Genomic DNA, 21,157 nt, shown 5'->3' on the forward strand with positions numbered 1-21,157 from the left:
AGCGCTATCCGGCACGCCAGCAGCGCACGTCGATTCCCGAATCAAGTCTGCGTAGCACCTGTCGGTTTTCACATCCGCTACCGGCGAGCGGACACCGTTCACGAAAGAAACACCCCACCGGCAGAACCCGGTTGCCGGGCAACTCCGTTTTGCGAATCACCAACTCTTCGGCCAGCGGCGCGCCGGTTTTTGGCACGGAATCCAGCAGCAGACGGGTATAAGGATGTGCCGGGGTGGTAAGTACCTGCGCCGTGTCGCCGAGTTCGACGATTTGCCCGAGGTACATCACCGCCACCCGGTCGCTCATATGACGTACCACCGAGACGTTATGCGAGATCAGAATGTAGGTCAGATTGCGACTGGCCTGCAGTGCAACCAGCAGGTTCAGGATCTGCGCCTGAACGGAAATATCCAGCGCAGATGTGGGTTCATCCAGCACGATCACGTCCGGTTCTGACGACAGCGCGCGGGCAATAGCAATACGCTGACGCTGCCCGCCGGAGAAGGCGTGTGGCAGACGGTCGAGATATTCCGGGCGGATCCCGACCTGGCTTGCTAACGCGGCGGCCAGCGCCCGACGCTCCCGCTCGCTACTGCGCTTGTGGATCCACACCGGTTCGGTGATTATCCGCCAGACGGGCAGACGCGGATCCAGCGAAGAGAGCGGGTCCTGAAACACCATCTGCATTTCGGTCGACGCGGAGTCCTGCTGATACTGTCCCTGGCTGGGTTTCAGCATTCCCATAAGTAACTGCGCCAGCGTACTTTTACCGCAGCCGGATTCGCCCACGATCCCCAGCGTTTCGCCCCGACGGATCTGTAAATCCATCCCGTTGAGCGCGTGCACGCGTTCGGTCACCCGTCCCAGCCAGTTTTTCTTCGCCGGGAAATCAACGTGCACATCTTCTAAGGCCAGTAATGTTTCAGACATGGGAACTCTCCAGATGGGGATACCAGCAGGCTGACCGCTGGTCGCCAGCGCCGAGGGGGCTCATGGTGGGTATCGTTTCGCAAAGCGGACCCGCGGCAAAACAGCGATCCCGAAACGCGCAGCCGTGCGGCAAACAGGTGAGATCCGGCACGGTGCCTGGGATTGCCGGCAGCGGTTGACGCGGTTCACCCTGTTCCGGCGCACATTTGAGCAGGCCAATCGAATAGGGATGGGTCGGATGGTGAATCACGGCATCGGTCGGGCCGCTTTCAATGACGCTTCCGGCATACATCACGTACAGCCGGTCGCACAGTTGCGACACCACCGCCATGTCATGACTGATAAACAGCACGGCCGTACCGCTGGCGCGGGCTTTGTGCTTCAGCAACCGCAGCACCTGCAACTGCACGGTGACGTCCAGCGCGGTGGTAGGTTCATCGGCGATGATCAGTTCCGGCTCGCAGGAGAAGGCAAGGGCGATCATGACCCGCTGACGCATCCCACCCGAAAGCTCAAACGGAAAGCGGCTCATCACCCCGGCGGCGTCGGGGATCTGCATCTCTTCCAGCAGGGTAATCGCTTTTTCGCGGGCCTGCGCACGACTCACCGTCTGGTGGTGGCGAATCACCTCAACCATCTGCTGGCCAATACGGCGCGTCGGGTTGAGGGCCGTCATCGGCTCCTGGAAGATCATCGCCACGCGGGCGCCGCGCCACTGGCGCATCTGCTTCTCACTGGCGTTCAGCACATCTTCGCCCAGTAACGAGACGCGCCCCTGATGGATGCGATAGCTGCCTTCCGGCAGCAGACGCATGGTGAGCATCGCCGTGACCGACTTCCCGGAGCCTGATTCGCCCACCACGCCGACAATCTCGCCGCGATGAATGCGCAGCGACACATGGCTCAGTGCATGAACATCGGCTTTGTATCCCGGAAAGCTTAAGTGTAAATCGTCTATTGCCAGCACCGGTTGAGTCATCACTGTTTTCCTCCTGCTTTCGGATCCAGCAGATCGCGGATCCCGTCACCGAACAGGTTAAAACCGACGGCGGTGATCAGGATGGCGGCACCGGGGAAGGCGCAATACCACCACTGATCGAGAACGTAGTTGCGGCCAATCGCCACCATTGCCCCCCATTCTGCGCTCGGTTGCTGGGCACCAAGCCCGATAAAGCCCAATGTTGCCGCCATCAGGATGGCGCTGCCGATATCCAGCGACGCCTGCACAATCAGCGGCGGCAGCGAGTTGCGCAGGATGTGCCAACTGATCAAATGCCAGCGGGAGGCACCGTACGTGCGGGCAGCCTGCACATAGGCAAACTGGCGCACGACCAGCGTTTGTCCGCGCGCCAGTCGCACATAAAAGGGAATGCGCACAATGGCAATTGCCAGCATCGCGTTAAGCAGGCTCGGACCCAGCGCGGCGGCCAGCGCCATCGTCAGCACCAGAGAGGGGATAGACAACATGATATCCATCATCCGCATGATGATGGCGTCAGCGCGACCGCCCATCACGCCGGACAGACAACCGAGCAGTGAGCCAACGCCGCCGGCAATCCCGACCACCACCAGCCCGGCGACAATCGACTGCTGGCTGCCCACCAGCACGCGACTGAACAGATCCCGTCCGACCTCATCCGTTCCGAACCAGTGCGTCGCCGTCGGTGGCAACAACCGTGCGCTTAAATCAATGGCATTCGGATCGTAAGGCGTTAGCCACGGCGACAACACCATCAGCAACAGCATCAGGACAATGATCGCCCCGCCAATTAGGGTCAGCGGACTGCCCTTCATCAGCCAGAACAGTCTGGCCCAGTCTATGCGCCGACGCGTCGCGCGAACCGGCGTCGGGGTCTCTTCGGTTAACATCATTCAGCACCTCCGCGCCCGATGCGTGGGTCCACCCACAGATAGAGCAGATCGACCACCAGGTTGACCAGCACATAAGCAAAAGAGACCACCACGGCAAAGCCCATCACCGCCGGGAAATCAAGCGCCTGAATCGACGTTACCACCCAGGCGCCCATACCGGGCCAGGCAAAAACAGTTTCGGTCAGTACTGCGCCATACAGCAGATCGCCCAGCGCCAGTCCAAGTACGGTGATCGACGGGATCAGCGCGTTGGGCAGGGCGTAACACAGTACGATGTACCAGCCGGGAAGACCGCTGGCTTTAGCCGTGCGGATATAATCTTCACTGAGCTGTTCCAGCATCGCAGAACGAATTTGCCGTGCCACAATCCCCAGATGAACGAACGCCAGCGTCAGCGACGGTAAAATCAGATGCTGTAGCGCATTGAAAAAGACCTCGCCGTTGCCTTCCAGCAGGGCATCAATCAGATAAAACCCGGTGACATGCGTCGGCGGATCCAACCAGTCATCCAGTCGTCCGCCTCCCGGTAAAATGTGCAGTTGTCCGTAAAACAGCACGATAACGCCCAGGCCCAGCCAGAAAGCCGGCGTTGAAATACCGGTGATCGCCATCAGGCGCACCAGATGGTCCAGCCAGCGATTACGCCAGACGGCGGAGAGGATGCCTAACGGAATACCGATGACCAGCGCCAGCAGTAGCGAGCAAAAGGCCAGCTCCAGCGTGGCCGGGAAAAAAACGCGCAGCTCTTCCATCACCGGACGTCCGGTGCGAATCGAAATGCCTAAGTCGCCCTGAAAGACATCGCCTACGTAGCGGGCAAACTGCACGTACAGCGGTTGATTCAACCCAAGCTGTTGGCGAATGTTCTCGACAATCTCTTCGCTTGCCCGGTCGCCCGCCAGCAGGCGCGCCGGATCGCCGGGGATCAGGTGCGAAATAATAAAAGTGATGACGCAAACGCCGGCCACGACAAGGACAAGTCCCCAGCAGCGCTGGCGCAAAATGCTCCAGAAAGTCATTGGCTTCCCCTGGCGGAGCCAATACGGCTCCGCATTAACGTGGCTTATTTGCTCATGGTGCCGATATTAAAGACCTGCTCGAGCATCGGATTGAACACGAAGCCTTTGACCTCTTTGTTCATCGCTAACTGGTAGTTCTTCTGGAACAGATAGACGTAAGCCGCTTCATCAATGACTATCTTCTGTGCCTGCTGGTAGTCCGTGGTTCTGGCCGTCTGATCGGTCGTGCTCAGCGCACTGCGCAACAGCTTGTCGACCTCGGCATTTTCATAGAACGAACGGTTTCCGGGCAGTCCTTTCTTGTCAGACTCGAACCAGTAGTTCATGAACATATACGGGTCAGCGAAGTCCGGACTCCAGTTGCCGATGGCGATGTCGTAATCGCCTTTACCCACGCGATCGCGCATCGTGGCATTCGCCAGTTTTTCCAGCTTCACGGTAATGCCCAGTTTGCTGAGGCTGGCCTGAGTGGCGAGGGCAATCGGCTCCCAGTTTGGATCGTTATCGGAATAGAGGAAGCTCAGGCTGGTAGGTTTGCTGGCGACTTTCTCCCATTCAGCTTTCGCTTTGGCTTCATCAAAGTGATATTGCAGCGCAGAGGGGTCATAGCCCCACATGCCTTCCGGGATAGGCCCGCGCATCTGTTTGCCGTTACCGCTGAGGATCCCTTTCACCATGCCCTGATAGTCGGTGGACCAGGAGATAGCCCGACGCAGTTCCGCCTGATTCAGCGGCGCTTTGCTGTTGTTCAGATAAAGATAGGTCACGCGCAGCGACGGATAGTCCGCCACCGCAACGCTGCCTTCGTGTTTTAACGCGCTGAGCTGATCCACCGGCAGGGCATCGGCGATATCGATATCGCCACGCGACAGTTGCAGGCGACGCGACGCACTCTCACCGATGATTTTCACCGACACGCGTTTAAAATTCGGTTTTGGCCCGGCGTAATGCGGGTTCGGAACCAGCACCAGTTGTTGACCTTTCTGCCAGCTTTTCAGCATAAACGGCCCGGAGCCTGCGGTGTTTTGCGCCAGAAAGCCGCGAGCGTCATCCGCCGCATGCGCTTTCAGCACGGCAGGGTTGACGATCGACGCCCCGTCATTGGCCAACGTATAGAGAAACGGCGCGAACGGTTGGCTGAGGGTAAATTTCACCGTGTGTGCATCAACGGCTTCCACTTTGAGATCTTTGGGAAACGCTTCTGCGGGCCCCTGGCTGATTTTCAGCAGACGCTCGAAGGACTGTTTCACCGCCTCGGCGGTCACGGCGGAGCCGTCGGCAAATTTGGCCCGATCGTCAAGCGTAAAGGTCCACTCTTTCTGATCGTCAGAGGCTTTCCAGCCGCTTGCCAGATCGCCTTCCACTTCGGTAGAGCCTTTGTCACCCTCGGTTTTATACTTCACCAGCCGCTGATAGGACGGATAAGTGACCGTCCAGTCGTTATTATCAATGGTAACCGCCGGGTCAAGGGTTTGCGGATCGGCGGCTTTGCCGATCACCAGCATGTCTTTCGGGACGGCAGCCTGAGCCGCAGGCAGGGTCATCGCCAGGGCAACAGCAAGCAACGCGGGGCGAAATAGCAGAGTTAGTTTCATGATGAAGCTCCGGAATCAAAAGGATGTGTGTGTCGTTGTAGTCGTAACGGGAAAGCAGGCAATACAGTCTTCCAGCAGCGGATAGCGACTCGCGGCGGGTAACTCAAAATGCCACCACTCGCTGCTGATGCCGACGAAGCCACCGCCAAACATAATGGCGTTGAGTAACAGTCGGTTACGCTGCGCGGCGGCAGGAACAGAAGGGTGGTAAGCATGGGAACGGTCGTGCATCTCATCAAAACCCGCGCCCATATCCAGGATCTTGCCGTTCGCGTCTTTCAGGGTGACGTCGATGGCCGTTCCGCGACTGTGGTTGGAGCCGATAGCGACATCGACCACGTACTGCGGATCGGGGCAGGCATCCCACAGGATCGACTGCGCCTGCTGTGGGCGATAGGCGTCATAAACCACCAGAGAAAGGCCCGCCAGTTGCGCGATGCTGATGCTTTTTGCCAGCGCGGTGACGGCATCCTGATGCAGCAGGCAGCGCGATTCGCGATAAATCGGCGCGCCGGTCAGGTTATCGGCGGTCGCGTATTTGAGGTCGATATCCAGCGTCGGAAAAATCACCGACAGATCGGCCAGTTGCGGAGTTTCAGACATAGCACGTTTCCTGTTTATTGTTCGAATTGACCAAATTCTTGTTGTAACTGGCGGTTGGTCTGTAACCGCCCGGTAAGTGAATCGCCCAGATGTTCTGCCACGCCGGAAAGCAACAGGTTGAACAGACAGCTCACGGGAGCCAGCGAATCCCAGAAGTGTCCGGTGTCGGTTTTCACCTGCAGTAAGTCGATGGCGTAATCTCGCGCCCAGGGGCACCAGATATCGGTTACCAGCGCCAGCGGTATTTGCCGCTCGCTGGCGACGCGGCAATACTGCCGGGCGATGGCGGAGTAGGCGCGGGTATCGGTCAGCACCACATACGGTTTCTCAAACCCGGAATTGAGGGACTCCACCCAACTGCCGGAGAGCCCTTCGGAATAGTTCACCCTGGGCCGCAGATACTCGAGGTGACTGAAAAAAGCGTTGGCGATACCCCGCGTCGACTGGATCCCCAGCACATATACCGCTTCCGCCTGCGCCAGTTGCCGGATAATGCGCTGGAAAGTTTCACCTTGCGCCAGTTGATAAACATGGGCGATCGCATCTATCTCCAGCGACAGCGACTGACGTGCGCGGTCCGGCAACTGCTGCTGTTGCTGCCAGGAGTCCAGACGCTCGTTCATGCCCCAGGGCTGATAGGGAACGCCCGGCAGTTCCCGCAGGCTGGCTTTGACATCTTCCAGATTGCGGTAGCCGATTTTGCGCAGGTAGCGTCCGACGGTAATCCCGCTGGTGCCCGTCGCTTTGCCAATGCTGTCGGCGGTTTCAAACGGGATCTGCGCCGCATGGGTTAACAGCCAGCTGGCAACGCGCTTTTCGCTCGGCGTATGCAGGCTGAAGGTCTGTTCAATTCGGGTCAGTAACTCAGGTTTTGCTGTCATCACCGTCTCGCTGTTACCAGGCTGTCAAAAGTCCGCTCACTGTTAGTCAATTAACAATGCAGGACGCGTGCCATGTTCGGAAACGCCGCCGCTGCGGGCGTCAATTGTTAAAATGACGCCGATTTTATTAACCAATGATCAACATTTGTGCAGCGTAGTGCAGTTTTGGTGCAACGGTAAGGTGGAAGGGCGTTTATCTGCAGGATACGCAGGCGGGATCACATTCTCGCGGCGAAATAAGCGGCAAACATCGGGATCGGTACAGGGAAATATCAATAACAGCCATAACACGTGTACATGTATTTATTTCTTTGAGGGGAAGGGTATTATTTTTCTCGTTCTACATTAACGGTTTAAAGCGCTCGTGTAGAGGTTATTTATATCATTAACGGAGTCATCATAATGAACAAATTCTCCCTTTCTACAGCAGGTATTTTAGTGGCAGCGCTGTTGACCAGTGTTAGCGTAAATGCAGCAACGAAAGACGCGAAAGCCGACGTCACCCCCAAAAGCATGAGCTGCCAGGAGTTCATCGACCTGAACCCGCAGACGATGGCACCGGTTGCCTTCTGGGTATTAAATGAAGATGAAGACTTTAAGGGCGGGGACTACGTCACTTTCGATGAAACCGTGACAACCGCCGTTCCTCTAACGGTTGAAATCTGTAAAAAACATCCGCAAAGCGAATTGGCTAAAATCAAAGACGAAATCAAAAAAGAATTAAGCAAATAAGATTAAGCGCTTATTTAAACCCAGCCAGAGTGCTGGGTTTTGCTATTTGTGACAATGTCACATTATTAATTTAAGACAATATTGGATTTTGTATAAAGCTCTAAAACCACGTGCCGATACTGAATATAAATTAGTCTGGAAATAAAAGGATGTTTATATGGTCTGGTATCCGTCACGTATTTCGACTCGTTTGACACTCGGGGGGATCGCGTTACTTGCCGTAACGACGTTAGTTATTGTTGTTATTATGCTTTGGCGCGGGCAACCTCGCGTCGTTGAAATCAACACGGCGTTGATCGAGGAGACCGGGCATGGCCTGACGCGTCAACTCAGCAGCGTCCTGTCACGCATTGAGGGAGAAACCGTTAGCCTGTCGCGCCTGGCCGAAGTCCTGCCAAATGACGAAGCGCTGTACCTCGCGGTTGTGCCGCGTTTACTGGGCGAACAAAATAAGTCGATCATCACCGGGGGCGGAATCTGGCCTGAGCCCGATGCCTTCACTCCCGGTGTTGCGCGTCGCAGCTTTTTCTGGGCACGCAATAACGACGATAAGCTGGTGTTTTCCGACGAATATAACGCGCCTGGCGGCAACGGTTACCACAGCGAAAGCTGGTATCAGGGCGCGAAAGGTCATTCAAAGGAAAACTGCGTCTGGTCTGATGTTTATCAGGATGCTATTTCCGGAATCAACATGGTGACCTGCAGCATTCCGTATCAACTGGAGGGTAAATTCGCCGGTGTGGCAACGACAGATATTCGACTCGATAACGTTGCCAGCTTTATGCAGCAGCAGGGCGGACGTACCGGTGGATACGCCTTTGTGGTCGATAAGCAGGGACAAATTCTCTATTTCCCGCAAAACGATCGGGATCATTACAAAACCGTTGGCGATCTGGTGAAGGCTTCCGCGTGGCTGAGTCCGGTCGCGCAGCGTTTGCAGAAACTGCGCACCGCAACCACCGATGTCTCCTCCATTGCACTGGAAAACGACGGCATTCTGAACGCGCCGTCACGCGTGATGCTGTTCCCGATGGCTGATACCGGTTGGGTGGTGGGGCTGGTGACGCCGCAAGAGCGCATCGTCGGACTGGCGAAAGTGATGATGCGCGATGTTCTTGAAGTGCTGATCCCGGTCATGACGCTGTTGCTGGTGGGCTCCTGGCTGGTTGTCCGCCGCTTGATTGCCCGTCTGGACGACACGCGCCGGGCGCTGGACGATATCGCACAGGGTGAAGGCGATCTGACCCGTCGCTTAGAAGTGAGAGGTAAAGACGAAATTTCGGCGATTGCGCAGGCGTTTAACCTTTTCGTGGATAAAATTTCCGCCATCCTGCTTACGGTGCGCAGCAGCAGTGAGGTGGTGGCGAGCAACGCCGTCAGCCTTGCCGACAGCAATACTGAATTGTCATCACGCGTCACCCAGCAGGCGGCGGCGCTGGAAGAGAGTGCGGCCGCGATGGAGCAACTTAATGCGACCGTACATCAAAATGCCAGTAATACCCAACTGGCTGATGAGCTTTCAGAAAGTACGGCGCAAACGGCTAATCGTTGCGGAGACGTCATGCATGGGGTGATTTCGACCATGGATAACGTCAGTGCCTCATCGGGTCGAATGGTTGAGATCGTTTCCGTGATTGACAGCATTGCTTTCCAGACGAACATTCTCGCGCTCAATGCCGCCGTGGAAGCGGCCCGCGCCGGGGATGCCGGGCGCGGATTTGCAGTCGTGGCATCGGAAGTCAGAACGCTGGCCCAGCGTAGCGCTACCGCCGCCCAGGAGATCAAAGCGCTGATTGATGAGTCGGTATCTCATGTCGATAACAGCAGCCAGCAAATTCATCATGCCGGCGATCGTTTACAGGAACTGGTGGGGCATGTTCGTCAGGTGCGTCAGTTAATGGGGGAAATTCGCGTGGCGGGAGAAGAGCAGCGCAAGGGCGTGGCCGAAGTTACGCTCGCCGTGACGGAAATGGACAGCACGGTCCAGCAGAACGCCTCGCTGATTGATGATGCGGCGGCGCGCACGCATATCTTAAAAGCCGAAGCGGAAGAACTGGCCTTGCAGGTATCATCGTTTAAATTGCCGTAACGTCGTTGTGATGGAATTGCCGGAGGAGACGTTGTCTTATCCGGCCAATACATGACATCACGCCAGAGGCCCGGTAAGCGACAGCGCCATCGGGCCTCTCATCACGGTGAATCAGATTTTCAACGGCAGCGCCGTCTGCATCCAGGTGGCTATCTCATCTGCCGGAATGGGACGGGAAAAATAATATCCCTGAATCACCGGACAATTCATTGAGCGCAACAGCTCAAATTGTTCCTTCGTTTCAACGCCTTCCGCAATTACCATCAGGTTCAGACTCTGCCCAATGCTGATAATTGCTTCCAGCAAAGACTGAATGCGTTTCTCGGTCTGGCAGCGATCGACAAAGGTTTTATCAATTTTTAATTCCGTTACGGGCAGGCTGACCAGGCGGGAGAGGCCGGAAAAACCGGTGCCGAAATCATCGATCGACAGTCCCACGCCCATGTTGCGTAAGATCTCAATGCGCCTGAGGATCTCTTCATCCTGCTCCATCATCATGCTTTCGGTGATTTCGACCGTCAGCTGATCGCCCGGAATGGCAAATTCCACCATCGCTTCCGATACCTGGTCCGGCAGTTGATTGCTGCGAAAGTGCAGGGCGGAGAGGTTCACCGACAGGGTCGGAATGGTCAGCGACATCGTGCGCCATTCCGCCAACTGGCGACACGCTTCTCTGACCACCCAGCGACCAATATTCTCAATTTCGCCCGTCTCTTCAGCGAGCGGAATAAAACGATTGGGCGGTACGTGACCGTGCACCGGGTCGCTCCAGCGCGCAAGCGCTTCGAAACCATACAGCTCGCCGGTCTGGGCAAAGATCTGCGGCTGATACACCAGCCGCAACTGGTCATTGGCAATGGCATTTTTCAACGCCGCGCCCAGTTGCAGACGTTCTTTTACGGCGAGGTTCATTTCTGGGTTGAAGAACTGCCAGCCGTTACCCCCCGCTTTGCGAATGAAATCCATCGCGTTGTGGGCCGTGGAAAGCAGATAATCACGTTCTCGTCCCGCCTCATAGCTAATCCCGATGCTGAAGGTCAACGGGAAGGGCTTGTCGTCATAAAGTGTCGCTTCACTGCCGATATTGATCAGTTCATCCGCAAACTGGGTGATATTACTCATTTCGTGGTCGTCACTGACCAACACAAACTGCGTGCCTTCGATACGGCTTAAATACTGATTGGGCCTGAGCCGGTCGCGAATTTTATTGATAACCTGCTGCAAAACCTGATCGGCTACGGCGTAGCCAAGACTGTCGATGACATCCTGGAAGTGATCGACGCTGATGAGAAACACCACCGGCGAGAAGGCTTTTGCGCCAACAATGAGATCGTCGAGATAGGCGTGCAGGTGATTGCGATTGGGCAGACCGGTGAGCGGGTCAAACTGCAGGAGATGCTCGATATGTTGACGGCTTTTCTCCTGTTCCAGCGCCAGGGCCGCCATATGTTGGCTGATATCTGCCACGCGCTCAATAAAGGCGCTGGTCTCTTTCCCTTTTGTCGTTTTAATTAATAGCGTCCCGGCCGGCTCACCATCACGTTGACGAATGGTGAGCGTCCAGACGCTCAAATCCTTCGCGTCGATCTCTTTTGATGACGCGGCCCAGAACTGACGGGCGTTATCTTTCAAGGCATACAGCGAAACATGCGTATCCCGCAATACCGCTTCGATATTGCGGCAAATAATGTCACCCATTTCGTGAAACGGCGGGCTGGTGCACATTGCCGCCAGAATATTGCCTTCAAGCTGGCGAATCTGCCGTTCTTCGGTGATATCAGAAAAGGTCATGACCAGGTTTTGCAGTTCACGACGCGGGTCATGAACCGGGCTGACAGACGCTTTAATCCAGATCTTTTCGCCCGCACGGGTGACCACCAGAAATTCGTCCTGATCGCGGGTCGTTTTCCAGAGTAGCTGTTTGAGTCTCAGGCGATTATCCGACGGCTCTTCGGGAATATTGAGCAGGTCATCCGGTTGTTGACCCGACGCATCGGTAATGCCGTAGCCAAACATTTCGGTAAAGGCGCGGTTACACTGAACAATGCGGCGCGCAGGGTCGAGCACAATCACCGGGCGGTCGAGATGATCGACCGCCAGCACCAGCAGACGTTTCTGTTCTTTTTGTTCCATCTCTACGCTGGCATCTCGCACAAGCGCCAGATAGAAAATCTTGCCAGCCACGTTTACTTTTGACAGGGCAAAACGCGTCCAGACTTTGCTGCCGTCTTTTCGTTCCAGCAGCAATTCCCGGCTCATCCCTTCGACACGCGCCTGGCCGCCTTCACGGTTATGCCGAATGTAATCCGGGTGAGCGGGGCGTAAATCATGGGGAATGAGCATCGAGATGCCATTACCGATCACCTCGTCACGACGATATCCCCAGAGCTTTTCCGCTGCCGGATTAAAAAACAGGACTTCGTCATTTTCATTAATTAATACCGCCCCCATCATATTCTGCTCAAGAGCAGGAAAGAAAATGCTGTCTCCGGAGCCTTCAACGTCGGTTAGCTTCATTTTTTACCTCTGCATCCGGATATTTCTCAGGAAGCTGGTTTCCAGAGTTCAACACAATTCCTGCCTCGTCTTTTTGCCGTATACAGAGCTTCATCTGCGATCTGAATTAAGCGCTCGTAATCCGGGTGACCATTAAACATGGCGGCGCCAATTGACAGTGAAAGCGGAATGATTTCGCCATTCGGCGATTTAATTTTGGTTTTCTCGACGCGACTGCGAATACGTTCGGCAGTGCGCAGCGTATCGGTTTGGTTCGCCTCGGTAAGAACGATAACAAATTCATCGCCCCCGTAGCGGAAAACATAGTCACTGCTGCGTACGTTATCATAAAAAGCCTGAGAAACCCGACGCAGAATATCATCACCGGTATTGTGACCCCAGGTGTCATTGATCTCTTTAAATTTATCGACGTCGATAATCAATACCGAGAGTGGAGTGCCGGCGCGATTAGCATGGGCGATCTCACGTTTAAAAATGGTCGGCAGGAAGCGACGATTCAGTAATTTAGTTAACACGTCCATCCCCACCTCATGGCGGGAAACTTCTTCAAACAATTCGCGCAGCAGGGTGATTATCTGCGAAATGGAATTGCGGATTTGCAGCAGGAACTTCACACGCGCCGCTTTATTGTTCAGCGCTTTTGTTGATCCGTTGGCGTTATGAAAAATGCCGTCAAAATCCTGAATTAAGCGTGAAATATGGCCAACTTCAGCAATGCCACTGAAATAATGCCGACCTTTGTGATTGAACCACAGGCCAAAATCCGCCTGACTCAGCGGCAGGCTGTTGCCCAGATCGGAATCGAGTAACACTTTATAAATAATGTCCATTTCCCATGAAAGCAGGGCGCCAATTTGTCGCTCTTTCTCTTCTTCCGCATTTTCCAGCAGGGTGAAAATACGATAATTTTCATCTTCTTTGGCGGCCGTACTTTCACTGAATGAGAAGGCGCGGGACATCACTTCCATTGCCAGATCGATGCTGTTTATAGAAAAATGATAAACCTGTAATTTTTCAATTGAATCATGGTGACCATCAATAATGATGGGGTAGAGGATCTTTTTCAGAACCCGGAAACCCATTTCAACCAGTTCAACCGGAATACCTATACGCGCATGCACCTCAGCAACCGTATGTTGATCTTTTATAAGCTGGTCAATATCGTCAACCTTGCAGGAGAGAACGTTGATAATCCAGAGTTCGAGGGCATTTTTTAGCTGTCTCTCAACCTGTTCATTACTCAAAAACTCTTCTGCATGCGGATCGGTGAGAACATCACGATAGAACTCAATGCTCAGGGTATGTGCATGGGCCTTTGCGATCTCAGACGCAAGCTGGCGAATGTGAGGATGGGTGTTTTCAACCAGTGCCTCCCATTCGTTTTTCATTCTTTTAAGATACATCTCCATGATGCAGATCCTTACAGTGGTTAGCGAACGACATTGCGGCCTGGGTCATATGCACATTCGGGATAGTAAGATGAATCTAAAGCACAGAACACCTGAAATGTAGCATGGGTACATTAATGAAATAGTGTAATGCCTTAAGCCATATTTTCATGCAATCAGGCGAAGTAGACCTGAAATAATTATGGATATAGCCAAAAGTAGCAAAAAAAATCCTTTTTAAGCGACTTTTTAAACTAATCGACTTCTGAAAAGTATAGTCCATCCTTTTGATCGTTGAGAGGAATGAGTAACCCGCGCAAGATGACGAATGGTATCTTTTATCATCTCGCTGTTTTTCAATTTCATGAAATGACATGAGTGATTTTTTGAAAGAAATCTTCATCATTATGTAATAAATCCTATTTTTTACGCCGGGTAATAATCAGCGTATTTTTTGACGCTTATTTCCGCCGTTATTTATTGATCATTCGCCGTAGAGTTGATCGCCAACAACCCTTCAGATCACACGTTGCGTTCTACTCTCTCCTTAGCCACAGCATATCGGCAGCGAAATAGTGGAGGTTACGATGGGACGACAACTCGTTATTTTTCTGGATGGCACGGGCAATCGCTTCAGTCATAAACCAACGAATGTCATTCGGTTGCTACGCTCACTGCCTAAAGAGCGCGAGGACGTGCTGACCTATTACGATCAGGGCGTCGGGACGTTTGGCGTTAAGGAGACGCTCTTTGAATGGCAAAAGTTGCCTTCGCGGATCTGCGGACTGGCGTTTGGTTGGGGACTCAAGCGTAACGTCGAAGGGGCTTATCACTTCCTGGCAGAGAATTACCGTCAGGGAGATGAAATCTATCTGTTCGGCTTTTCCCGTGGTGCCTATGCTGCCAGAGCGCTGGCGGCGCTGATTCACACGGCGGGTATTGTTGAAGGCTATCAGGCGCATCTCTTTGACTATGCGTGGGCAATGCTGCTGGCAAGAACCGGGGAGAATCATACGCCAGACTTCAAACTTCAGGCGCGTTTCAAGTCTACCTTTGGCAGGCGGGTGAACGTCCATTTCCTTGGCCTGTTTGATACGGTGAAGTCGGTGGGCTGGATTTACGATCCGGTCATCATTCCTTATACCGCGAACAACCCGGCTGTTGAGATTGTCCGTCATGCGGTGTCCATTGACGAGCGGCGCTGCTTTTTTCGCCAGCATCTCTGGCGCAAAAATGATGATATGAAAACGGATCTAAAAGAGGTGTGGTTTGCCGGGGTGCATTCCGACGTTGGTGGTGGTTATCCGCCACCGCAGTCGCAACTGGCGTTGACGACGTTTCGCTGGATGTTGGGTGAAGCCTGGCGCGCTGGACTGAGCATCGATTTTTCCCGTGCTAAAAAGGAACTGTCGATTCGCATGCGGGGATTCCCTGCTATTCATGACTCCATGCTGTTGGGGTGGAAGTTTGCCGAATGGCTACCTCGTCTGGTCTGGACCGGAGAAGATCATCAGCGTGAACTCAAAATTGGCGCAATGCCCCCGTTTGGTCAACCGGTTCCGCGGCCAATGACGGGCGTCATCAGCGTACATGAATCGGTGGTTAATTTAATGAACGCCAATCCGGATTATCGACCGTCCAATCTTCCTCGTTATTATTCGATTGAGGGCGACGATCCGGGGATCGCGAGTTTACTCTGAAGACGCTCACGTCGCCGGGTTATTATTGCCGCTGTTTACCCTGTTCTGAATATTCGTGAACAGGGTAAACAGATTAATGCCTCAGTGTGATGTCCTCTGCCGGAATAACCTTTTTCTCTTAGAGTCCCCCTGAAATTCACTGCACTATCCTGAAGTGTGTAAAACGCATAAATACGGCTATCCGGCCGGTTCAGGAGTGAAACCATGAGCACACGTTACACCGTAGAAATTACCTCTTCCGACGGTCATTCTGCCCGTTTAAAAATTGAGATTTCCTTTCTTCCTGGACAGTCGGAATGGACGTCAGAGCAGCCTGATGTCTTCTCAATTAATACTGGCCCAATGCTTAACAATTTTCAGCTAATGGGACTGGGCGTTACACCGGTGGCTTTTCTGACGAATTTCCCCGGCAAAAGCAGCGGAAAGGGCGGGAAGAACGATCCGGGAGGGTCATTTCCACATGGGGAGCTGGACTGGGAGATTGTGCCATAAGCGTGACGCGTTCGGCTGATACCGCAGTTTCATTATTCCCTGGAGGTTGCAATGTCAGAACTCACCACCGCCTGGCAAGACTTAATGGAAAGCATTGAAGCGGGCTGGCGTCGTAGTAGACGCAGCGATCGGGTCAGTCTTTTACCAATGTTCAATAAGAATAACGACCTCCAGCTAAAATTTGATGTGAATGGCGTCGTCGCCGTGACGTTTGATTCCCGCCAGAATCCCTCTTTTCGCTGGGCGCCATCGACAAAGCGTCCGGGTTTTTCTGTGCTCACCGCCACATTACCGCTACAGAAGGCATCGCAAAAAACGGTCTATTTTGATGGGCTGGCGCTGAACCTGGCGACGTCCGGGCATGTGGTCAGCCTGTTTCTGAAAAAAGACACCTTCGATATGTACTACGAACTGACGCTGCAACTGGACAGCGTCAGTCTCTCGCCGGTACTGGCGGAATCAAATTTGCATCGTTCAGCCCTGCGCAACATGACGGCGGAAGAAGCGGGGCATGAACCACATTATTTCAGCGCCAACTGCGGTGAGGGCATTGCGATCGCCGACTCGCAGGCTAAAGCCAGTCTGAAGATCGTGTGTGAAAGCGGGCAGCCCGGGCGGGATACGACGTGGACCGTCACGCTGGAACAGGCGGAGAGCATTTTGACTCCCCGGCAAGGGAGCGCGATTCAGATTAGTCACACGCCGTTTATTGTCTCGCAACTACAACAACCGACGCTGGCGGAAGAGGCCGGTAATATTATTGCGCAATGGAAAAGTGACGATCCTGACGGGGCACAGTGGCGGTTCGGTATTGAGAGCGTTTCGCTGAATTTTCCACCGCAGGCGGTGGGTGAAGCGATGGTTCGCGGGGAGCGTTTTCGTCCTGTCGGGCAGGCCAGCCCCATCGATCCACATAAACCGATTCCGTTTCGCTTTTCTCGTCGCACCGAGTTGACGGTGCGTCCTTCTCGCGTGGACCGCCGCTATACCGTACATCCTGGCGACACGCTATCCGTTCTGCGGGATGCCGAACTGACGCGGATGGTGAGCGAAATGGTGTATCCGCTGGAGTTGACCTATCAGCGCACGCCGGAATTACAGCGCACGGTGATTGTTTCCGAGATAGCCAGCGCGCTGGGTCAACCCGCGATTGCCTTGCCGGTCAGTGAGCAGAGCTTTGCTATGAGTCCGCTACTGGAAACCTATTTTCGCCATCACGCGGCAAAAGAAATGGGTGACCTGAAAACGCGTATTACCACGCTGAGAACTCACCATCTCGCCGCCCGGCAAAATTTCATCCATCGTCTCGCCCGGTTCACGCTGAAAGAGGCGAATTACCCGCTGCGCAAGCTGGATCTGACGGAAGGTCTGAGCGCCACACTGCGTGGCAAAAAGCAGGGGGCAGCCGCTGTCTGGCCCCTTCCCGAAGGGGCATCGCTGAGTGATTCCCAGCGTATCGCGCTGGATAACTATGTGGACAGCCTGCCAGACAGTCCTGCCGCTGCACGTTCGCTGCCCATTGGACTGCTGTACTCCATTGAGTTTGCCTCTGAACTGATGGCGGTGTTACACACCCCGGTCACGAAAGAGGTTCGCCTGCTGGAACTGACGCTCTCGGTACTCGGTGCAACCGGCGCGGTACAGGCGGCCTTTGACGAGGGGCGCACGCAGTTCGATGCCAGCGTTGAAAACGGTCAGCTGTCACGGCTGGTAAAAACGCGCTATGGCCGTATCGCCACCGTCTGGAATAAGGCGCGTCACGTGGTGGTTTATACCCGCAGCACCGCACCCGGCGCACAATTTGCCGGGGAGCAGAAAGATGAGGAATTTTTAGGGCGTCCGCTGCTGCGCAAAATGGAAGAGTACATTGAGATCCTCGAACCGTATCGCCTTTTCGACGGCGAAGCGTCTGCGGCGAATAATAAGCCGGGATGCCTGCACGCCTTTCATTTCGCCACGCAGCGCATTTATGTCAATGGTTCATGGGGACACGACGTGGATGAGGGCTACGAAATCCCGTTGTTTAACGAACTGGACAGCTCCGGTTTTTACGTTAAGCCGTGGGCAGGTCCGGTTGCGCGGGGCGGAGGGGATGAACTGACGCAACACTGGCATGACCAGCCACAGCATCTCTACTTTTTTACTACGACAAAAGTCGGGGCCGGGGCGGATACGGACACCTGGGCGTCGCAGTTAGCCATCGATTGCGACGAGAATTACAGCTTTGGCAGAATGACTCGACCAGAGACAGGCGAGCTTCTGAAACCTGTTCAGCTTCCCAGCCTGACGTTACAGGCGCTGACCAATCCCCGATTTTCGATGCCGCTACGCCCGGAGGGCGTCTCTGACATTGTTCATGGCCGTGGCACAGAAGAGCTGGTCGCCAGTATTCGCACAATGCAGATTGAACGTACGCTCGCGACACGCAGGGTGGATCTGAGCACACTACCGGATGATAAGGATAAAAACATTGCGTCGCTGATCCAGCACGCGACATACAGCGCGGAGTTAAAAAGTCTGGAAGCGACGCTTCAGACGCTGTTTCAGGATGCCAAAAAACTCTGGGCGCTATACGAGGGTAACAACGTCAAGACGTTCAAAGAGCGTCTGCTCACACAGGTGGATGACGTCTTTAAAGAATGCAGTGACCGTCTGGACATCAAGGTTAGCGATATAACACAAGGGAAGGGCGAAACCCTTGATCACGTCAAAAAGACCCTGGGGTTGGCGCGATCGCTATCGGTCCAGATGATCGATGAACTCTGTGCTCAGGGGCACGCGGCAACAGACAGCCTGCTGACAACATTGTCTGCGATCCACGATCCGAACCTTGCGCTGGATAGCGTAAAGTCCTTGCTGGAGGAGCGTTATCTCAGCCTCCCCGTACAGGCCTTCCTCAGACGTTCCGCTGAGTCATTGAACGGTGCAAAAGCGGTCATCGCCGATTTACGGCTCTTTTGTGCGAAAGCGCCCGACAACATTGCCGCCCTGTGGCCAGCGCTCAGAGAGATTATTACGCGTGCGGATACGGCGTATAAGGATCTGTTGGGTATAAAGGATCGGGATGCGCTGCTTCTGGCCGTCGACGCGTATTGTCGCACGATGACGACCATGCTTAGTGGCGGCATGAAGAGCGTTGATGAACTCAGTACCGCCATTGGCGCGTTAAAATTCCCTGCACAGTGGCAGGGGCCTCAGCATCTTCGCGATATGCTCACGCTGCCGCTGACCAATCTGAAACGGGCGGTTGCCGCATTTAGCGCGACCATCAGTCATGTGTCAGAACAAATCAGGAACATCGGCGAGCTGGATGCCCAGCGTGCAGAACTGCAAAAGCTGCTCCCGGCGGTACTCACTCCACTGGATGATACGCTCAGCCTGCTGGAGAAGTTCGACTGGCAGACAATGCGTAATACGACAACGACGCTGGAATCGGTACTCGCCGCCATCGACACCTTGCAGGGCAACCTTTTCGGCAATGCCACGCAAACGTTCTTCCCGCAGTGGCAAGAGGAATGCGCGGCATACCGGGCGCTGGTTAAAAACATTGAAGATAAAAAGCCGATTGATAAAGAATTTGCGGATTTTGTCACAGCGCTGGAGGCACTGAACCAGACTCTGGCTGTACCTGCTTTCCCCAACCGTTCGCCATTTTCAACCGCCCTGACTGACCACTGGAACCGGGAATTTATTTCCATCGATAGCGCGGTTTCGACACTCTCCACCAGCTTTGACGAGGTTAATAAACAGGCCACCGCGTTTTTGAGCCACAACGCCGCCGTCGTAAAGGCGGAGCTTGAGCGGCGCAGACTCGACGTGAGGGCGCTGATTGAGGGGCTGTCTGACGCCGGTCAATGGTTTGAGGTCGCGAACAAACTGCAAGAACAGTTAGCCGAGACGACCCGGCAGGTACGCGAACAGTTTGTTGATCGGGCCACGCGGTTGTTTGATCAAAAAAGTCGCGAGTACGCGAAGGCGATCGACGCGACGTTAAAGCAGGCGAATACGGGCATCACCGGGGCACTTCCCCAAGCCGGTCAGGCCATAAAGCTGATGAAGCTGCTTTCAGATCCGCCACAGCTTCCGCAACTGACTATTCGTACCGACAACATTGAATATGTTTTCGACGATCTAAAAGACCAGATTGAAACATCGCCGTTTGTCGCCCGACTCCGTGAGGCCGACGCGGGGATTAAAGAACTGGGGCTGACGATCCCTTCCTGTGAACTGAACGGCAACATTGTCCCTGCGTCGCTTCGGGGCGTTGATTTCTCGCAGATCGTTCGCAATACGGCGATTGATTTTGAAAACTTTTTCAAGAAGTTCAAACTGCCGGACTTGCCCGATGATGCCATTCGTATCAGCCATCATATCGATGCCAAAACGCGTAGCGCCAGTATCAAAGCGGTTATTGATCATCAGTTTACGAGCACAGAATCGCTGTTTGAAATCCCGCCGCTGAGCCTTGATGTCCGTAAACCAAAGCTGGTGGCCACCAGTGATGTCGATATCTCCGTCAGTGACGCGACCAGAAGCCGCACGCAGGCGCTGTTCAGCGGCGACTGGATCCTCAACTTTTCAGGCCAACCGCTGGTGACCTTTGCGGATGCCCGCATTCAGTACAGTGAAGCCAGCGGATTCACGTTCGATCTCGACCCGAAGAATATCGAACCACACGCCGCGCTGAAATTTATCGGCGACGTATTACGGGGCGCGATGCCAGACGTTCCTCCGTATGTGGAAATCGTCAAAAACAAAGCGGGGATCCCGACGGGGGCGTCGGTGAGCCAGAAACAGGCGTTTGGTCCGCTGGAGTATGGCGGCGTCTCTCTGGGTAAATCTGTGCTGGCTTCCGGGTTCCGGCTGAATATGAACGACGGGATGATGCAGATTGAAACTTACTTTGGCATTGGTGAAAAAGCCTCCCCGGTGTCCATGCAGATAGGCGTCTATGGCGGTGGCGGCTGGCTAACGACCCGGGCCGCCGCGGTGAATAAGGACGGCAAACTCACAGCGGAGTATGAGGCATCGATTGGCGTGGCATTGGTCTCGACGAAAACCTTCAATCTTGCGGGTGTCGCCGAGGGTCATTATGCCATTCGACTGTTTGTCGAAGCCGGTTTCTCCTCCGACGCATCGCATAACTTTTTTGCCGCCGGCGTGCAAATGACCGGTAGCGCGAAGGTACTGGGCTATCTGACCGCTTATCTGAATTTACTGGTGCAGGTCGAGCACCGAAACGGACAGATGAAAGGGCGCGGACATCTGGATATTTATATCGAAGTTTGCTGGTGCTACACGGCGCATATTTCCCGCACAGTGGAACAGGATTTGTGAG

At 54.4% G+C, this 21,157-nt stretch carries 14 protein-coding genes; 5 read left to right on the forward strand and 9 right to left on the reverse strand.

Annotation, left to right across the window (positions count from 1 at the left end; genetic code table 11):
• Window positions 1-4: 4 nt before the first annotated feature.
• From GBC03_17395 to GBC03_17425, 7 genes are read right to left on the reverse strand one after another with little or no spacing between them, the layout of a single operon-like run.
• Complete coding sequence (locus tag GBC03_17395; protein QFS71852.1) at window positions 5-931, reverse strand: ATP-binding cassette domain-containing protein; 927 nt, start codon at window positions 929-931, stop codon at window positions 5-7.
• The gene (locus GBC03_17400; GenBank protein QFS74046.1) at window positions 924-1,910 is read right to left on the reverse strand and encodes an ATP-binding cassette domain-containing protein; all 987 of its coding nucleotides are present in this window, start codon (window positions 1,908-1,910) and stop codon (window positions 924-926) included. Before GBC03_17400 ends, GBC03_17395 begins: the two co-directional genes overlap by 8 nt.
• The gene (locus GBC03_17405) at window positions 1,910-2,803 is read right to left on the reverse strand and encodes a D,D-dipeptide ABC transporter permease (GenBank protein ID QFS71853.1); all 894 of its coding nucleotides are present in this window, start codon (window positions 2,801-2,803) and stop codon (window positions 1,910-1,912) included. Before GBC03_17405 ends, GBC03_17400 begins: the two co-directional genes overlap by 1 nt.
• Entirely contained in the window at window positions 2,800-3,822 is a 1,023-nt protein-coding gene (locus GBC03_17410) for an ABC transporter permease subunit (protein ID QFS71854.1), read from the reverse strand. The genes GBC03_17405 and GBC03_17410 overlap by 4 nt, the downstream gene beginning before the upstream one ends.
• Window positions 3,823-3,866: 44 nt before the next feature.
• Window positions 3,867-5,417, reverse strand: coding sequence for an ABC transporter substrate-binding protein (locus GBC03_17415; protein ID QFS71855.1), 1,551 nt, complete (start codon window positions 5,415-5,417; stop codon window positions 3,867-3,869).
• A gap of 15 nt (window positions 5,418-5,432) precedes the next feature.
• On the reverse strand, window positions 5,433-6,020 hold the full coding sequence (gene ddpX / locus GBC03_17420; protein QFS71856.1) for a D-alanyl-D-alanine dipeptidase: 588 nt from the start codon (window positions 6,018-6,020) through the stop codon (window positions 5,433-5,435).
• A gap of 14 nt (window positions 6,021-6,034) precedes the next feature.
• On the reverse strand, window positions 6,035-6,901 hold the full coding sequence (locus GBC03_17425) for a MurR/RpiR family transcriptional regulator (GenBank protein QFS71857.1): 867 nt from the start codon (window positions 6,899-6,901) through the stop codon (window positions 6,035-6,037).
• A 402-nt stretch (window positions 6,902-7,303) separates the two neighbouring features.
• Here GBC03_17425 and hdeB point away from each other — a divergent pair, with 402 nt between their 5' ends.
• Together hdeB and GBC03_17435 are read left to right on the forward strand one after the other, a co-directional pair.
• Complete coding sequence (hdeB, locus tag GBC03_17430) at window positions 7,304-7,633, forward strand: acid-activated periplasmic chaperone HdeB (protein QFS71858.1); 330 nt, start codon at window positions 7,304-7,306, stop codon at window positions 7,631-7,633.
• A gap of 157 nt (window positions 7,634-7,790) precedes the next feature.
• Window positions 7,791-9,722, forward strand: a complete 1,932-nt coding sequence (locus tag GBC03_17435) for a HAMP domain-containing protein (protein ID QFS71859.1) — start codon at window positions 7,791-7,793, stop codon at window positions 9,720-9,722.
• A 111-nt stretch (window positions 9,723-9,833) separates the two neighbouring features.
• Here the strand turns inward: GBC03_17435 and dosP are convergent, their stop codons facing one another.
• Window positions 9,834-12,239 (reverse strand): oxygen-sensing cyclic-di-GMP phosphodiesterase, encoded by a 2,406-nt coding sequence (dosP, locus tag GBC03_17440; protein QFS71860.1) that lies wholly within the window; start codon window positions 12,237-12,239, stop codon window positions 9,834-9,836.
• 26 nt (window positions 12,240-12,265) lie between these two features.
• Complete coding sequence (locus GBC03_17445) at window positions 12,266-13,648, reverse strand: diguanylate cyclase (protein QFS71861.1); 1,383 nt, start codon at window positions 13,646-13,648, stop codon at window positions 12,266-12,268.
• A 566-nt stretch (window positions 13,649-14,214) separates the two neighbouring features.
• On the opposite strand from GBC03_17445, the gene GBC03_17450 reads away from it, so the two are divergent.
• The 3 genes from GBC03_17450 (at window position 14,215) to GBC03_17460 (ending at window position 21,156) form a co-directional block, all read left to right on the forward strand.
• Entirely contained in the window at window positions 14,215-15,327 is a 1,113-nt protein-coding gene (locus GBC03_17450; GenBank protein QFS71862.1) for a hypothetical protein, read from the forward strand.
• Window positions 15,328-15,531: 204 nt separating this feature from the next.
• A complete protein-coding gene (locus GBC03_17455; GenBank protein QFS71863.1) occupies window positions 15,532-15,819 on the forward strand; it encodes a hypothetical protein in 288 nt (95 codons plus the stop codon).
• Window positions 15,820-15,870: 51 nt separating this feature from the next.
• On the forward strand, window positions 15,871-21,156 hold the full coding sequence (locus GBC03_17460; protein ID QFS71864.1) for a hypothetical protein: 5,286 nt from the start codon (window positions 15,871-15,873) through the stop codon (window positions 21,154-21,156).
• The last annotated feature ends 1 nt before the right edge of the window (window position 21,157 follow it).

Source organism: Citrobacter telavivensis, from assembly GCA_009363175.1.
In the GTDB taxonomy this organism is placed as follows: Bacteria; Pseudomonadota; Gammaproteobacteria; order Enterobacterales; family Enterobacteriaceae; genus Citrobacter_A; species Citrobacter_A telavivensis.

Coding starts and splice junctions, on each gene's coding strand:
- GBC03_17395 (QFS71852.1), bottom strand. CDS start 931: ATGTCTGAAACATTACTGGCCTTAGAAGATGTGCACGTTGATTTCCCG.
- GBC03_17400 (QFS74046.1), bottom strand. CDS start 1,910: ATGACTCAACCGGTGCTGGCAATAGACGATTTACACTTAAGCTTTCCG.
- GBC03_17405 (QFS71853.1), bottom strand. CDS start 2,803: ATGATGTTAACCGAAGAGACCCCGACGCCGGTTCGCGCGACGCGTCGG.
- GBC03_17410 (QFS71854.1), bottom strand. CDS start 3,822: ATGACTTTCTGGAGCATTTTGCGCCAGCGCTGCTGGGGACTTGTCCTT.
- GBC03_17415 (QFS71855.1), bottom strand. CDS start 5,417: ATGAAACTAACTCTGCTATTTCGCCCCGCGTTGCTTGCTGTTGCCCTG.
- ddpX (QFS71856.1), bottom strand. CDS start 6,020: ATGTCTGAAACTCCGCAACTGGCCGATCTGTCGGTGATTTTTCCGACG.
- GBC03_17425 (QFS71857.1), bottom strand. CDS start 6,901: ATGACAGCAAAACCTGAGTTACTGACCCGAATTGAACAGACCTTCAGC.
- hdeB (QFS71858.1), top strand. CDS start 7,304: ATGAACAAATTCTCCCTTTCTACAGCAGGTATTTTAGTGGCAGCGCTG.
- GBC03_17435 (QFS71859.1), top strand. CDS start 7,791: ATGGTCTGGTATCCGTCACGTATTTCGACTCGTTTGACACTCGGGGGG.
- dosP (QFS71860.1), bottom strand. CDS start 12,239: ATGAAGCTAACCGACGTTGAAGGCTCCGGAGACAGCATTTTCTTTCCT.
- GBC03_17445 (QFS71861.1), bottom strand. CDS start 13,648: ATGGAGATGTATCTTAAAAGAATGAAAAACGAATGGGAGGCACTGGTT.
- GBC03_17450 (QFS71862.1), top strand. CDS start 14,215: ATGGGACGACAACTCGTTATTTTTCTGGATGGCACGGGCAATCGCTTC.
- GBC03_17455 (QFS71863.1), top strand. CDS start 15,532: ATGAGCACACGTTACACCGTAGAAATTACCTCTTCCGACGGTCATTCT.
- GBC03_17460 (QFS71864.1), top strand. CDS start 15,871: ATGTCAGAACTCACCACCGCCTGGCAAGACTTAATGGAAAGCATTGAA.